The organism is Mycobacterium sp. NPDC048908, from assembly GCF_043197955.1.
Taxonomy (GTDB): Bacteria; Actinomycetota; Actinomycetes; order Mycobacteriales; family Mycobacteriaceae; genus Mycobacterium.
Window position 1 is genome coordinate 15,439 of sequence record NZ_JBICUE010000019.1, and the last position, 13,902, is coordinate 29,340.

Annotated in this window: 14 protein-coding genes; 10 read left to right on the top strand and 4 right to left on the bottom strand. The window is 64.7% G+C overall.

Annotation, left to right across the window (positions count from 1 at the left end; all coding sequences use genetic code 11):
- Window positions 1–67: 67 nt before the first annotated feature.
- From ACGFK1_RS29395 to ACGFK1_RS29410, 4 genes are read left to right on the top strand one after another with little or no spacing between them, the layout of a single operon-like run.
- Window positions 68–424: a Rieske (2Fe-2S) protein gene (locus ACGFK1_RS29395; RefSeq protein ID WP_393438282.1), complete on the top strand. Its 357-nt coding sequence runs from the start codon at window positions 68–70 to the stop codon at window positions 422–424.
- Window positions 421–1,464 carry an amidohydrolase family protein gene (locus ACGFK1_RS29400; protein WP_393438079.1) on the top strand — a complete coding sequence of 348 codons (1,044 nt, stop codon included), beginning with the start codon at window positions 421–423 and terminating at the stop codon, window positions 1,462–1,464. Before ACGFK1_RS29395 ends, ACGFK1_RS29400 begins: the two co-directional genes overlap by 4 nt.
- The gene (locus tag ACGFK1_RS29405; RefSeq protein WP_393438081.1) at window positions 1,461–2,618 is read left to right on the top strand and encodes an amidohydrolase family protein; all 1,158 of its coding nucleotides are present in this window, start codon (window positions 1,461–1,463) and stop codon (window positions 2,616–2,618) included. The genes ACGFK1_RS29400 and ACGFK1_RS29405 overlap by 4 nt, the downstream gene beginning before the upstream one ends.
- Complete coding sequence (locus ACGFK1_RS29410; RefSeq protein WP_393438084.1) at window positions 2,596–3,021, top strand: hypothetical protein; 426 nt, start codon at window positions 2,596–2,598, stop codon at window positions 3,019–3,021. Before ACGFK1_RS29405 ends, ACGFK1_RS29410 begins: the two co-directional genes overlap by 23 nt.
- On the opposite strand, the gene ACGFK1_RS29415 is transcribed toward ACGFK1_RS29410, so the two are convergent.
- Together ACGFK1_RS29415 and ACGFK1_RS29420 are read right to left on the bottom strand one after the other, a co-directional pair.
- The gene (locus tag ACGFK1_RS29415; RefSeq protein WP_393438087.1) at window positions 2,999–3,727 is read right to left on the bottom strand and encodes an SDR family oxidoreductase; all 729 of its coding nucleotides are present in this window, start codon (window positions 3,725–3,727) and stop codon (window positions 2,999–3,001) included. The genes ACGFK1_RS29410 and ACGFK1_RS29415 overlap by 23 nt on opposite strands.
- Window positions 3,728–3,737: 10 nt before the next feature.
- Window positions 3,738–4,547, bottom strand: a complete 810-nt coding sequence (locus ACGFK1_RS29420) for a FadR/GntR family transcriptional regulator (RefSeq protein WP_393438090.1) — start codon at window positions 4,545–4,547, stop codon at window positions 3,738–3,740.
- An 88-nt stretch (window positions 4,548–4,635) separates the two neighbouring features.
- Here ACGFK1_RS29420 and ACGFK1_RS29425 point away from each other — a divergent pair, with 88 nt between their 5' ends.
- Window positions 4,636–6,906, top strand: coding sequence for a CoA transferase (locus tag ACGFK1_RS29425; RefSeq protein ID WP_393438093.1), 2,271 nt, complete (start codon window positions 4,636–4,638; stop codon window positions 6,904–6,906).
- Between the two features lie 83 nt (window positions 6,907–6,989).
- Here ACGFK1_RS29425 and ACGFK1_RS29430 read toward each other — a convergent pair whose 3' ends face one another.
- Window positions 6,990–8,231: a cytochrome P450 gene (locus tag ACGFK1_RS29430; protein WP_393438096.1), complete on the bottom strand. Its 1,242-nt coding sequence runs from the start codon at window positions 8,229–8,231 to the stop codon at window positions 6,990–6,992.
- 105 nt (window positions 8,232–8,336) lie between these two features.
- Here ACGFK1_RS29430 and ACGFK1_RS29435 point away from each other — a divergent pair, with 105 nt between their 5' ends.
- The 5 genes from ACGFK1_RS29435 to ACGFK1_RS29455 are packed head-to-tail and all read left to right on the top strand — an operon-like array spanning window position 8,337 to window position 12,395.
- The gene (locus ACGFK1_RS29435) at window positions 8,337–9,458 is read left to right on the top strand and encodes an aromatic ring-hydroxylating dioxygenase subunit alpha (protein ID WP_393438098.1); all 1,122 of its coding nucleotides are present in this window, start codon (window positions 8,337–8,339) and stop codon (window positions 9,456–9,458) included.
- Complete coding sequence (locus ACGFK1_RS29440; RefSeq protein ID WP_393438101.1) at window positions 9,458–11,017, top strand: AMP-binding protein; 1,560 nt, start codon at window positions 9,458–9,460, stop codon at window positions 11,015–11,017. The genes ACGFK1_RS29435 and ACGFK1_RS29440 overlap by 1 nt, the downstream gene beginning before the upstream one ends.
- Window positions 11,018–11,032: 15 nt before the next feature.
- The gene (locus ACGFK1_RS29445) at window positions 11,033–11,446 is read left to right on the top strand and encodes a nuclear transport factor 2 family protein (protein WP_393438104.1); all 414 of its coding nucleotides are present in this window, start codon (window positions 11,033–11,035) and stop codon (window positions 11,444–11,446) included.
- A gap of 53 nt (window positions 11,447–11,499) precedes the next feature.
- Window positions 11,500–11,973, top strand: coding sequence for a MaoC family dehydratase (locus tag ACGFK1_RS29450; protein WP_393438285.1), 474 nt, complete (start codon window positions 11,500–11,502; stop codon window positions 11,971–11,973).
- Complete coding sequence (locus tag ACGFK1_RS29455; RefSeq protein ID WP_393438107.1) at window positions 11,970–12,395, top strand: MaoC/PaaZ C-terminal domain-containing protein; 426 nt, start codon at window positions 11,970–11,972, stop codon at window positions 12,393–12,395. Before ACGFK1_RS29450 ends, ACGFK1_RS29455 begins: the two co-directional genes overlap by 4 nt.
- On the opposite strand, the gene ACGFK1_RS29460 is transcribed toward ACGFK1_RS29455, so the two are convergent.
- Complete coding sequence (locus tag ACGFK1_RS29460; RefSeq protein ID WP_393438109.1) at window positions 12,392–13,849, bottom strand: aldehyde dehydrogenase; 1,458 nt, start codon at window positions 13,847–13,849, stop codon at window positions 12,392–12,394. The two genes, ACGFK1_RS29455 and ACGFK1_RS29460, sit on opposite strands and share 4 nt — an antisense overlap.
- Window positions 13,850–13,902 lie beyond the last annotated feature (53 nt).

The window sequence follows — 13,902 nt, forward strand, 5'->3', positions numbered from 1 at the left end:
CTAGCGGCTCTGTCGCCCTATCTTTACTATTTTAGGTATTCTAGGTCAAGGAAACCGAAGGGACATGATGCAGCGCCGACCGGTGTGTGCAATCGAAGACCTGCCTCCCGGGAGCATGAAACTGGTCCAGGCCGGCAAGTTCGGTGTCGGCGTGTACAACATCGACGGCGCGCTGTATGCGATCGCCAATTACTGCTCGCACGAGGGCGCCCCGTTGTGCGCCGGTTATGTGGTGGGCACCAACGAATTTGCACCTGATGTTCCCGGTCAGTTGCGCCGCGTGCGCGAGGGCCGAATTGCGCGCTGTCCGTGGCACAACTGGGAGTTCGACATCACCACCGGGGTGAATGTCGCCGATCCGCAGAAGCGCGTCCGCACCTACGAGGTCGACGTGAGCGATGGGCAGGTGTACCTGCGGGCATGATCATCGATACCAACGTCCAACCGCATTTCCGCTACAACTCGGAAATCCGGAAGTTTCTTGGGCCTGCCCACAAACTGCGGTCGATCCCCGACGTCGAACAGCAGTGGTATCAGGCGCCGGGGGGTGACTACCGCCAGGACCTGTACGGTGACGGGTATCCGGGGTCCGATCCCGATACCGTCGCCCAGCACCTGTTCGACGAGGGCGACGTGGACCGCGCCATCCTCAATCCGCTGACACGCGGCAACATCGCCGACTATCTGCTCAACAGTCGCATCTGTGCTGCGGTGAACGACTGGCTGCTGGCTCGCTGGCTGGAACCCGACCACACGGGCCGGTTCCTCGGCACCATCCGGGTCAACCCCGAGGACATCAAAGGTGCGGTCGCCGAGATCGAGCGACTGGCTGACCATCCGAAGATGGTGCAGGTCGGCGTTCCGCTGCAGTCACGAGAACCGTACGGCAAGCCGATGTTCGAGCCGATCTGGGAAGCCGCGGCAGCGCGCAACCTGCCGGTGGCGGTGCACATCAACGGTGGCAATGGCGTCGACCACGCGCCCACCTTCGCCGGCCACGCCTACACCTATCCCGGGTATGCGGCGTTCATGCCGCTCAACTCGTTCGTGCACCTCGTCACGCTGATCATCGAAGGCACGTTCGGCCGAATCCCGAACCTGCAATTCGTCTTCGCCGACGGTGGCTACGACATTCTCACGCCGCTGATATGGCGCCTCGACACGTTCTGGCTGTCGATGCGGGACCAAACCCCGTGGGTCGACCGTTATCCCAGCGAATACCTGCCCGACCACGTCCGGTTCTGCTCGTCGGCTTTCGACGGGCCGACTGACGCTGGGTTGGCCGCGCGTTGGCTGGATTTCACCGATAAGGCAGACCTGCTGATGTATGGATCGAGTTACCCGCACTGGTCCACCACCAAGCCCGAGGCCGCGGCCGCGGGCCTGAACCAGTCGCAGCGGGAGAAGGTGTTGTGGCGCAACGCAAGTGACCTGTACGGGGTCACAGAAGGAAGTCTTCTATGACTACTGCGCGAGAACGGACGACCGAGTTCGCGGCGCACGACATCGCCGTGACGATCGTCGACACCGACGTGCATCCGCTCCCGGTGTCCACGGAGGTGCTCAAGTCGTACGCGCCGGCGGAGTGGAAGGACAAGCTGTGGCCGACGGGCAATGCCGTCTCGCCGGTGCCGCACTTCTACGACACGCCTGACTCTTACAAGACGATGTCGCTACGCGTCGACGCCGCCCCGCCCAACGGTGGAGTCGCAGGCAGCGACCCCGAGTTCGCGGCGAAGCAACTTCTGGTGGACGCCGGGGTGAGCATCGCGATGCTGGAACCGATGTGCGATGCGCAGCTTCCGCAAGCCGAGCACGTGCTGAAGGGCACCCACAACGATTGGCTGGCCGACGTCTGGCTCGGAGACGCCAATTGGCACGGGCGCTGGCGGGGAGCCATCAGTGTCACCGCGCAGGACCCCATCGCCGCCGCTCGCGAAGTCGAGCGCTGGGCGGGCCATCCGTACATGGCGGAAGTGTTGATGACCCCGCAGACCCGTGGGATCCCGTTCGGTAGCCCGCATTTCGATCCGTTGTACGAAGCCGCGGCGCGTCACGCGCTTCCGGTTGCCACGCACTTGATGGGTCAGACGCCGTTCGAGCTGATTCCGATCTACCCGGTCGGCAACCCCGCGCATTGGCACGACTTCTTCGCCTCCTGGCCGCTTCTTTACGTGTCGCATCTGATGAGCCTGGTGTTCGACGGCGCCTTCGACCGGCATCCCGAGTTACGAATCGTGTTCGTCGAAGGGGGGTTCACCTGGGCGATGCCGGTGATGTGGCGGATGGATCGGATCTGGGAGCAGCGCAAGGCCGATCTGCCGCACGTGCGCCGTAGACCTTCCGAGTACGTCCGCGAACACGTCCGGTTCACGACCCAGCCGCTCGAGGATGTCAACGTCGCGATGTATCGCGACTACCTGGAGATGATGGATCTTGGTGACTGCCTGATGTTCTCGACCGACTACCCGCACTGGAGCTACGACTCGCCTGAGTGGGCGATCAGGCGGTTCCCAGCTGATCAGCGGGAGCGGATCATGCGGGGTAACGCAACCGCGCTGTATGGGTTGCCGTCGACGGTCAAGGCGTTGCCGGGTGAACAATCGCGTTCAGCCTGAGGTCACGGAACTGGTTGGGGAGTACGACGAGCTCTGGTCGGCCCTGGATTTCGCTGGTGTTGCTGGTCTCTGGGTACGTGATTGCCCGCGGCCGATCTACGTCGGTGACGAGTACGCCGTCCCGCTCGTCGGCGTCGACGCGTTGGACCGGCATTGGGGTCGGGTCGCGAGCAGGCTCAAGAGGGCGTCGGTGGCCTCCGTGCTGCACGAGTGCGATGTCATAGACGACACGGTGGTTAGGGCCGTGGTGCTGAGCCGCTGGAGGTTGACCGGAAGGGAATCAGACGTCGAACGCTCCGGCGCCAGCTGGATCACGTGGTTGCTCGTCCGCCGTGACGAGCGATTGCGGATCTTCCATCAGATGGAGTCCGAGGTTTACCTCAGTGACGGCGAAGGGGTGTAGCGCCACGGCGCTCGACTTCCAAGGGCACCACCGGTTCTCGCGCTGACGGTCCTCGCGTGATCGCGTGCAGCCGGATCTCCGGCACGTCGACGGACGGGTCGACAGAGTCCAGCCACGCGACGGCCTCGGCGACGTCGGCGGCGCGGATCGCGTACATCTCGAACGGCACGTCCTGCAGCATGTCGGTTTCGACAGGGCCCGGCGTCACCAGGTGCACGTTGATTCCGTCGCGGTCCACCTCCTGCGCCAACGCCAGCGCAAACGCATTCATGCCGGCCTTCGACGCGGAGTACGCGGTGCGCGCGGGCATCGGCTCATGGGCGGCCGAGGAGGAGATGAACACGAATCGGGAGCCGGCCTTCATGCGGGGCAGCGCAGCGGAGGTGACGACGAAGCAGGAGTCGAGGTTCGCCGACATCGTCGCGCGCCACTGGTCGAAAGTTTGTTTGCGAGCGTACGTCCCGCCGAGGATGCCCGCGGCGTGCACGACGAGGTCGATCTCACCGACCGCCTGCACCGCGGGTTCGAAGGTGGCTGGGTCGGTCGCGTCGGCGACGACAAAGCGTGCGCCCATTTCGCCTGCGGCGGCGCGCAAAGGCTGCTCGCGGCGCGCGGTGAGCACCACGTCGTAACCGAGTCCGGCTAGTTTGCGGCCACAGGCTTTGCCGATGCCGCCGCTACCGCCAGTGATCAAGGCCGTACGCACGCAACACCTTTCAGCGTTGACGGCGGGCCAGCGCCTGCGGCGAGAGGGCGACGATGCGCCGCTCGGGATCTTCGGCCATGAAGTACGCCTGGGTATCGGCCAAGTGGCGTGCCGACAGCTTGCGGGCGCGTTCGGCATCGCCGGCCTCGATCGCGTCGGCGATCTTGGTGTGGATGCTCAGCGCGATGCGACGCTTGCTCAGCGCCGGATACTCTCCCTTGGCCGCGGTCTCGTCGGCCCACCACTGCAGGTGGCTGCTCCACAGCGTCTCCAGGCTCCCCACCACGGCGATCATCGTGTGATTGCCGCAACCGCGCACGATTTCGTCGTGAAACTGACCGCCGATCTCGGTGAACCGTGCTCCGTCCTCGATGTGCTCGGCCATGGTCTCGTTGAGTTCCTTGAGCTTGGGAACCAACGTCCCACCGCGATCAGGACGTTTGGCGGCCAGTGCGGCACACATCGGATCGAGTTCCTGAAGAGCGGTGCCGAGATCGGCGAGCGGCACATAGTCGCTTTGCAGCAACAGGCCGAGCATGTAGGCGGCGCTGGCCTTCGCGGGCGCGTGGACGACCGCGCCGCCGCGGTTGCCGCGGCGCACAGAAACCAGGCCCTCGGTCTCGAGAATCCGCAACGCCTCCCGCAATGACACCAGGCTGACGTTGAACTGCTCGACGAGCACCTCTTGACGCGGCAGCAGGTCACCGTCGGAGAGTTCACCGTCGATGATCTGTCGGCGAAGCTCGTCGGCCACGATCTCGGCCGTCCGTCGCGCCGACAGCCTGCGGCGGGCTTCAGGGCCGATTCCAAGTGTTGTCATGTCGTGGCAATGTTAACAGTGATTGGCCTGCTCGCAGCGTCCGCTATCCGTCAAAAGTTACTAAGATGGCAAAGAAACCGAGGAGGATGTGCGGTTGAGCGGCGCGCCCACCCCGCTGGACGATGTGCGCGTCGTCGAGATCAGCGACCGGATCGCAGGAGCGTACTGCGGCAAGCTGCTCGTCGATGCGGGAGCCGACGTAGTGAAGGTCGAACCCGTTTCGGGAGATCCGTTGCGACGCTTCACCGCAACCGGCGCGGTGCCGAAGGACGGCGCCGATGCGCCGCTTTTCAGCTACCTGAATGCGGGTAAGCGCAGCCTGACAGCGGCGTCCGATGAGCTGATGGCCTGGGCCGATATCGTGATCACCACGCAGAAGAACGATCCGCGGTCGCTGATCGGGAAATCGCCGCGGTGCATCGTGGTGGCGATCTCGGATTTCGGTCTGACGGGTCCGTGGTCGCGGCGCGCCGCCACCGAGTTCACGCTGCAGGCCGCCTCGGGGCTGACCGGTTTCCGCGGAGATCCGGCAGGACCGCCGATCTCGATCGGCGGCGAGTTGGGCGAGTACATGGGCGGGGCCTGCGCCGCCTACGGTGCGTTGGCGATGCGGCGCCGGGTGCGAAACGGCGGGCCCGGCGGCCTTCTCGACATGTCGTTGCTCGAAGCGATCACGCTGATGCAATCCAGCGAGTGGTTGCATTCGCAGTTGTTGGAGGTGCCCCCGATCCGCCGCTCGATCGAGGTGCCCTCGATTGAAGAAGCGGCCGACGGTTATGTGGGCATCAGTATGGTGACGGGGCAGCAGTGGCTGGATTTCGCCGCGATGGTGGATTGCCCCGAATTCACCGAAATCGCCGATCTGCGTTTCCAGATCGGCCGCTGGGATCATCGCGACTGGATCCACGAACGCATCGGGCCGTGGATGCGCGAGCACACCGTCGAGGAGATCGTCGAACTCGGTCAACTGTTCCGGCTGCCGATTGCCCCGCTTGGCAACGGTTCGACCATTCCGCAGATGGACCATCTGCGCGAGCGAGGCGTGTACATCGACAGCCCCGCGGGCTTCCGTCAACCGCGTCCACCCTGGCTCATGTCGGATGCGGCGCCTGCCTTGGTGCGGCCTGCGCCGGAAGTCGGGGACGCCGACGGCGAAAGGCTCTGGGAGTCAAGGGAGTCACCAACGGCCGGGCCGGTAGGTTTGCCGTTGGCCGGCGTCCGCATTGTCGACCTGACGGCATTCTGGGCAGGCCCGGCGGCGACCCATGCGTTGGCCGCGTTCGGTGCCGACGTCATCAAGATCGAGTCGATCCAGCGTCCCGACGGCATCCGCTACTCGGGTGGCATGCGCAGCGACGTCGACGACTGGTGGGAGTACGGCTGGGTCTTTCATGCGATGAACACCAACAAGCGGTCGGTGACGCTGGATCTGGACTCCGATGACGGCGTTCGGCTGTTCAAGCGGTTGGTGAGCAAGGCAGATGCGGTGATCGAGAACTTCTCACCGCGGGTGATGGACCAGTTCGGGCTCGGCGCAGACACGTTGCTCGATCTCAAACCCGACCTGGTGGTGGTCCGTATGCCCGCGTTCGGGTTGACCGGGCCGTGGCGTGATCGTGTCGGGTTCGCGCCGACCATGGAGCAGATCGCGGGTCTGGCGTGGGTGACTGGGCTGCCGGAAGGCCCGCCGGTGCCGCCGCGCGGTGCGTGCGACCCGCTCGCCGGTGCGCACGCCGCCTTCGCGTTGCTGGCTGCGCTGGAGTTCGCCGACCACACGGAACGCGGTCAACTCGTCGAAGTGCCGATGATCGAGACCGTGCTCAACGTGACCGCGGTGCAGACAATCGAATTCGAAGTGTTCGGCGACATCCTGGCGCGCCGGGGCAACCGCGGCCAGCGGGATGCGGTGCAGGATGTGTACCGATGCGCGGGGGAGGACAACTGGGTTGCGATCTGCGCGCACACCGACGAACAGCGAAAAATGTTGGCTGAGTTGACCGGTGGCGCCGACGTCGACTCATGGCTCAGCAGCCAGGAAAGCGATGCGGTGGTTGACATGCTTGCCGGTGCGGGGATTCCTGCCGCTGCGGTCATCTCACCGTCGCTGGTCGTCGAGAACCCTCAACTGAACCACCGCGGTTTCTTCGAACAGCTGGACCACCCGAGTACCGGTCAGACGCTCTACCCCACACCACCGTTCGCGCTCCTCGACGACGCCACGAAATGGCTGCATCGTCCACCGCCCACACTTGGGCAGCACAACAGCGAGGTGCTGACCGAACTGTGCGGGCTCACCGCGAGCGAACTGGCGCGGTTGGCCAGTGAAGGTGTGATCGGCACCCGCCCAAGGGGCCTCTGACCTTCGCGCCAAAATAAAGTTCCGGTACGCAGTGATGCCATTTCGCGTGTGATAACCCTGATCTCGGCGGAGGCGCCGGTCGGCTAGCGCGCCCGCACCGAAATCGGCAGCGCGTCGAATATCGACATGTTGTTGGTCAGATTGGGGTGGCTGACAGTCGGCGCGCCGAGCGTGATTTCATCGGCGCGACTGAGTAATTCATCGAGTACGGCTCGTATCTCAGCGCGCGCCAACATCGCTCCCAGACAATGGTGCGGCCCGCCACCACCGAACGTCACGTGCTGGTTTTCGGTGCGGCCGATGTCGAATGCGAACGGATCCTCGAACACGTCTTCGTCCCGATTGGCTGAGCGCAGCATCGACACCACCCGATCGCCCTTCGGAATGACGACACCGTCGATCTCCACGTCGACCTTGGCGGTGCGCGTCCAGAACGCCACCGGAGTCGCCCAGCGCAGCACTTCCTCGACGGCACTTGACCGGATCGCCTCGTCGGCGCGATACCGCGAGATCTGGGTTGGGTTGGCGACGAACGCCTGCAGTCCCGACGCCAATGCGTTCTTCGTCGTGTCGCTGCCCGCGAAAGTGAGCACGTAGAAAAATATTTCGAGCTCGTTGGCCGGGATGGACAGCTGCTCACCGGTCTCGTCGGTGACGACGGCGGTGGCCAGCGTGCTCCAGATGTCGTCGACCGGATGGCGCCGCTTCTGTGCGGTGAGTTCGAGGGCGTAGGTGAAGATCTTCCCGAACAAGTCGAGCTGTTCCTGTTCGGTCGCCCCCGCGTCCGGCGCATTCGCGGTCTTCAGAATCTTGTCCAAGGTGTCGAATATCTCTGGCCGGTCGTTGTCGGGGATGCCGATGATGTCGCCGATGACCGTCATGGGCAGTACATCGGCGACATCGTCGATCCAGTCCCCACCGCGCGCCTCCAGCAGGCGGTCGATCAATGCCGCCGCACGCGTGCGGATGCCGTCCTCGAGCTTGCCGATCGCCTTCGGAGTGAATGCGTGGGACATCACCCTGCGCCGCTTGGTCAGTTCGGGCGGGTCCATGTGGATGATGGTCGGGAAATCCGTCATCACACCGATCGGCTGGATCAACGGTCCATCCGCGGCGGTGAACGAGTCGGTGTCGCGGTGGATCCGCTGCGCGTGCCGGTGCTTGGTCGTCATCCAGAAGTCGCGTCTGACCGTCCTGGCGACGCCATCGGTCAGTTCGTGGTGGAAGAGCGGCCGGTCGCGCCTCAACTGTGCGAACAGACCGTCGGGAAAACCGTTCTGCCACAACGATGAATCCGACAAGTCAACCGGAGTCGTGATGGGCATGCAGGCTCCTCGCTTCGCTGACCTTGACCTAGAATGCCTAAAATAGTAAAAATAGGCAACGGACAGGTCCTGACCTGCCCCGTTGGTGCGCGGACGGAGAGAGTAGTGGCGGACACGGTTGCGGACACCTCGTCCGCCCCCGACGCGTCGGAGCGCGAGTTCGGGCCCAGCGGCATCAGCCTCTCGAAATACCGTTTCCCGACGGGCTGGTTCATCGTCGGGTTCGCGTCCGAACTGGCGGCCGGGCAGGTCAAGCGGGCGCACTACTTCGGCGAGGAACTTGTCATCTTCCGGACCACGTCCGGACAGATCAACGTCCTGGACGCCTACTGTCAGCACCTGGGCGCGAACATGGGCGTCGGCGGCACCGTGGAGGGTGAGCGGATCGTGTGCCCGTGGCACGGTTGGCACTGGAACGGCGACGGCACGAATGCACTGATCCCGTACAGCAAGATCGGTTGTAAGCAGAACGTCCGCATCAAGTCGTATCCTGTGGCGGAGTGGTACGGCTTGATCGTGGTGTGGCATGAGCGGCACGGTCGCGCGCCGTACTGGCAACCGCCGGTGCTGCCGGAGTTGGAGACCGACGAGTACTACCCGCTGCACCCGCACACGCGAATGGTCAACCGGGTCAAGGTGCACGCGCAGATGATCATCGAGAACGCGGCCGACCCGTATCACGTGCAATATGTGCACAAGGCGGCCAACCCCGCGAACACAGCCTCTTTCGAGGTGAGCGGACACCACCTGCACGCGACGGTGAACGCCGATTTCGGCGGAGGCCGGGCGAAGACCTGGCTCACGCCGAACGGGCCCGTCGAGGCCAAGATCATCTATGACAACTATTCGCTCGGGCTCGGCGTGGTCCGGTTTCCGTCGGATCTGGTGGCAACCGTTCAGGTGACGGGCCAGACCCCGGTCGACGAGGATTACACCGACTACTTCTACACACAAGCCTCCGTCCGGGAACCCGGCGACGCCGGCGACAAGCCGACCGGCCGTGCCGCGAAGTTCCTTGCGCTGCAACAGGAAGTCATTAAACAGGACTTCTTCACGTGGGAGAACATGAAGTACCTGGAGAAGCCCAACCTCGCCCCGGAGGAGGCGCGGGACTACGCCGCATTGCGGCGGTGGGCACACCGGTTCTACCCCGGTGAGGAACCGTCTGCCGACGATTTCGGGTACACCGCCGACGGTCAGCCCGACCCGGCGGCAGCGAGGGCGTGATGCCCGACGGGGACCTCACCGTTCCAGCGGTGCTCGACCGACGCGCGCAGCAGGTAGGCGACCGCGTGATGATGTCGATCGCAGGCACGCCTGTGACCTTCGCGCAGATGCGCGACCGCTCCTGCGCAGCGGCCAACGTGCTTGCGAGCCTGGGCATCACGCGTGGCGAGACGGTTGCACTGTTCACCGGAACGTGCCCGGAATGGGTGTATTTCTGGCTCGGTGCGGCACGCCTGGGAGCAGTGCCTGCGGCGGTGAACGCGGCCAGCAAGGGGGAGTTCCTGCGGCATGCGCTGCGGCTGTCGCGTGCCGCGGTCGCGATCACCGATGCCGACCGCCATGCGCGCCTCGCCGAAGTGGCCGATGACGTGGTCACGCTGAGGTCGACGTTGGTTCAGGGCGATTCGTTGACACATGCGCTCGACTCGGCGTCGGTTCAGCCGCCGCCGGGTGCGAGCGCAGACCCTCTCGATGTCGCCCTGTTCTTCACGTCGGGCACCACGGGACCGTCGAAGGCCGTCGTGACCACATGGCATTACCTGTTCACCGCGGCGGGGACCGTCGCGAAGGCGTGGGAGCTGGGCGCGGGTGAGGTGCTGTGGACCGCCATGCCGTTGTTCCATCTGAGCGCCGCACCCACCGTGCTGGCGCCGATGCTGGTTGGTGCCACCACGGTGCTGGCTGCGGCATTTCATCCCAGCGAGGTCTTGGCCGAGATTCGGGCCTGCGGCGCCGCCGGGTTCGCCGGCGCGGGGGCAATGGTGTCGATGCTGTGCAATCTGCCGCCGAACCCGGGTGACGCGGAGACCGGACTGCGGTTCATCTCGGCGGCACCGATCGCGGCCGATATGTATCACGCCCTCGAACAGCGTTACCGTTGCCGCGTCGTCACGATGTACGGGCTGACGGAGGCCTTCCCGATCGCCTACAAAACCGTTTCAGAGGACGGCGTACCGGGTACGTCTGGGCACGTCAACCCCGATTTCGAGGTTCGCATTGTCGATTTGCTTGATGAACCCGTACCCGAGGGTATGGTGGGAGAACTTGCCTGCCGGGCGCGGTCACCGCATGCGATGAGCGAGGGGTATGTGGCGTCGGCGTCCGGCGGGCCCTCTTTGCAGGTCAACTCCCATTCTGAGTGGTTTCGAACCGGTGACCTATGCCGACTGGACAGCGACGGCACCCTGACCTACGTCGACCGGGTCAAAGACTCGCTCCGGCGCCGCGGCGAGAACGTCTCCTCTGTCGAAGTGGAACAGACCGTGATGCGCCATCCCGCGGTGTCGGAGGCCGCGGCCGTCGGTGTCCCGAGTGAACTCGGCGAGGACGACATCCTCGTCGTGGTGACGGCGCGGCCCGGCGCGGTCGTCGACCACGAAGAGTTGCTCGACTTCTGTTCTGCCCGCATGCCCTACTTCTGTGTGCCGCGATATCTCGAGGTGGTCGCCGAGATTCCGAAGAACGTCATCGGGCGCGTCTGCAAGGACGTGCTGCGCGACAGGGGCCCGGGTGAGGCCGCGTGGGACCGCGAAGCGCACGGTTACGTGCTGACCCGATAGAAGGGAGACAACGGCATGACGTTGACGTACCAACAGCAGTTCGTGCTGGACGGGTTGGCGGGGCGGGCCGCAATACTCGACCTGAACGCGCGGTACAACAGGGCGTATTCGGCGGGCGATCTGGAGGGTTGGATCAAGACGTTTCGGCACTCCGGTGCGACGGTGGTACGGGAGGGCGAGGAATTCACCGATCTGCGTGCGGCTTTCAACGGCGGCGGCGGCAGGCGGCTTGTCACCGTGGACCATGAGATAACCGTCGACGGGGTGGAGGCGAGGCAACGGTGCGTCGGGCTGGTGTTCGTCGGAGCCGAACTTCACGCCACTGGGACGTATACCGACGCGCTCGTCTACGAGCGCGGCGGTTGGTACTTCACATCGCGCGAACTTCATTGGGACCTCGCCCCGCGGGTTAGCGCGCTGCCGGTGTGACAGCAGACCTCAGCTACGAATTCGCGTTCGGCACTTACCAGGACGCACTGCTGATGGTCGGCACCAAAACGGCGCCGCGGTTCGCAGGCACGGCCGTCAGCGGGGCCCGCATCCAGCATTTCGCCTCGCTGGTGCGCGACCCCAACCCGTCGTACTGGGATGCCGATTTCGCGACGTCGGTGTGGGGCGGTCTGGTGGCTCCGCCTGCACTGCTGACCGGGCTGTTGATTCCGCCACCGTGGGTGCCCAGCGGCGTACCGCCGACGGCGTCGATCGCGGTCCGGGTTCCGTTGCCAGGCATCGCGATCATCAACGCGTCCAATGACGCGGAGTTCCGGCATCCTGTGCTGGAGGGCGACATGCTCAGTGTGGTGGAGGAGGTCGCCTCGGTGTCGCAGGAGAAGACCACCCGCGTCGGTGCAGGCCACTTCATCGAGACCAGGGAAACCTACTCGCGTGGCGACGGTGTCGTCGTCGCGCTCTGCACCAACACGTTGTTCCGGTATACACCTGCGGGGCACCGATGAAGTGGGCCGACGTGGCGGTGCCTCAACAACTTCCTGAGGTCGTGGACCGGATCAGCTACCAGCGCGTGGTGATGAACGCCGGCAGCACGTGGGATTATGTGCCGTGGCATTACGACCCGGAATACGCCGAAGACCACGGGCATCCAACGATTTTCGTCAACACCATGCATCTGGCCGGGTTCATCGATCGGATCGCCACCGACTTCGGCGGGCCGACGAGCAGGGTGGTGCGACGAAAGGTGTCACTTCTGGGGTCGATCTATGCCGGTGATTCGATGGTGGCGCGTGGCCGAGTAGTCGGCAAGCGCATCGACACCGCGGGGGAGTCGCCGCGTCTCCTGGTCGACCTCGAGATCGCGGTGTTCAACCAGCGCGACGAATTGTGTTGTCCCGCAGAGGTTACCGTGGAGATTTCGGGCTAGCCGAGCGCCGGCAGCTGGGCTGCACTCACCGTCGACTGAAGTTCGACATACTCCGACAACCCCTCTGCGCCGAACTCGCGCCCGATGCCGGACTGCTTGAATCCGCCGAACGGGCAACTGGTGTCCAGCGTGTACATGTTGATGCCGTAGGTGCCCGCGCGGATCTCGGCAGCGATCTCCAGGCCGTGTGCGACGTCGTTCGTCCACACCGAGCCCGCCAGCCCGTAATCGCTGTCGTTGGCGATGCGGATGGCGTCCTTTTCGTCGGAGTACGACAGCACGGTCAGCACCGGACCGAAGATCTCTTCGCGCGCAATGCGCATCTCGTTGGTCGCATCGGCGAACAGCGTCGGCTGGACATACCAGCCCCGATCGCGTGGTTTTTCCGCGCCGCCCAACACGATTCGCGCGCCCTCATCGAGCCCGTTGCGGATATAGCCCCGCACGCGGTCCTGCTGCCGCTGGGCGACCAAGGGTCCGATATCGGTGTCGTCGTCGGCGGGATCACCCACCTGCAAACCGGCCATCATGTCCGCCAGCGCGTCAACGAGCTCATCGTGACGACGCTCGCTGACCAGAATCCTGGTCTGCGCCACGCAGGCCTGCCCGTTGTTCATCAAGCTCGCCATCTTCAAATGCTTGACGGTACGGTCGATGTCGGCGTCGTCGAGGATGATTGCCGCCGACTTGCCCCCGAGCTCCAGGCTCACCCGCTTGAGCTGTTCGCCGCACAACGCGGCAATCCGCTTGCCCGTCGACGACGCTCCGGTGAACGAGATCTTGTCCACTCCGGGGTGGCAGACGAGAGCCTCGCCGGTCTCGCGGCCACCGGGAAGAATGGATACGACGCCTTCTGGTAGGTCGATCTGGTCCAGCATCTCGGCCAACCACAGTGCGTCCAACGGTGTTTCGGGTGCAGGCTTGACGACGACGGTGCAGCCGGCGATCAGCGCGGGAATCAGCTTGGGCATGATCAGGAATTGCGGGACATTCCACGGCACGATCGCCCCGACCACCCCGACGGGGGCCCGGCGCACGTGCACCTCTCCGAACAAACCCTGCCGCCGCTCGACCCATGGGAAGTCGCGAGCCGTCGCGAGATTCAGATGCATCTGCGCCACCGCGCCTGCGGCCTGGCCGAGCTTGCTGAAGCTGCGCGGCGAGCCCATCTCAGCGGTGATCAGGTCGGCCATCTCATCGGTGTGGCCGCTGTACACGGCGGCAAGCTTCTCGATCTTCTCCATCCGGTCGTCCGGAGTCAGCCGTGGCCACGGTCCCTCGTCGAATGCTCTCCTGGCCGCAGTCACCGCCCTGTCGACGTCGGCGGCCGACGCGCCGGGCGTCTCGCCGATTAATTCTTCGGAGTGCGGCGAAATCACCGAGATCCGCCGATCGGTGGCTGGTTTCTGCCACTGGCCACCGATGTACAGCTTGTCGTAGACAAGGGATTCCACGGATGAGCCTCCGGGCCGCTAAAGTTGCTATTGCTGCAAACATAGCAAAAAAG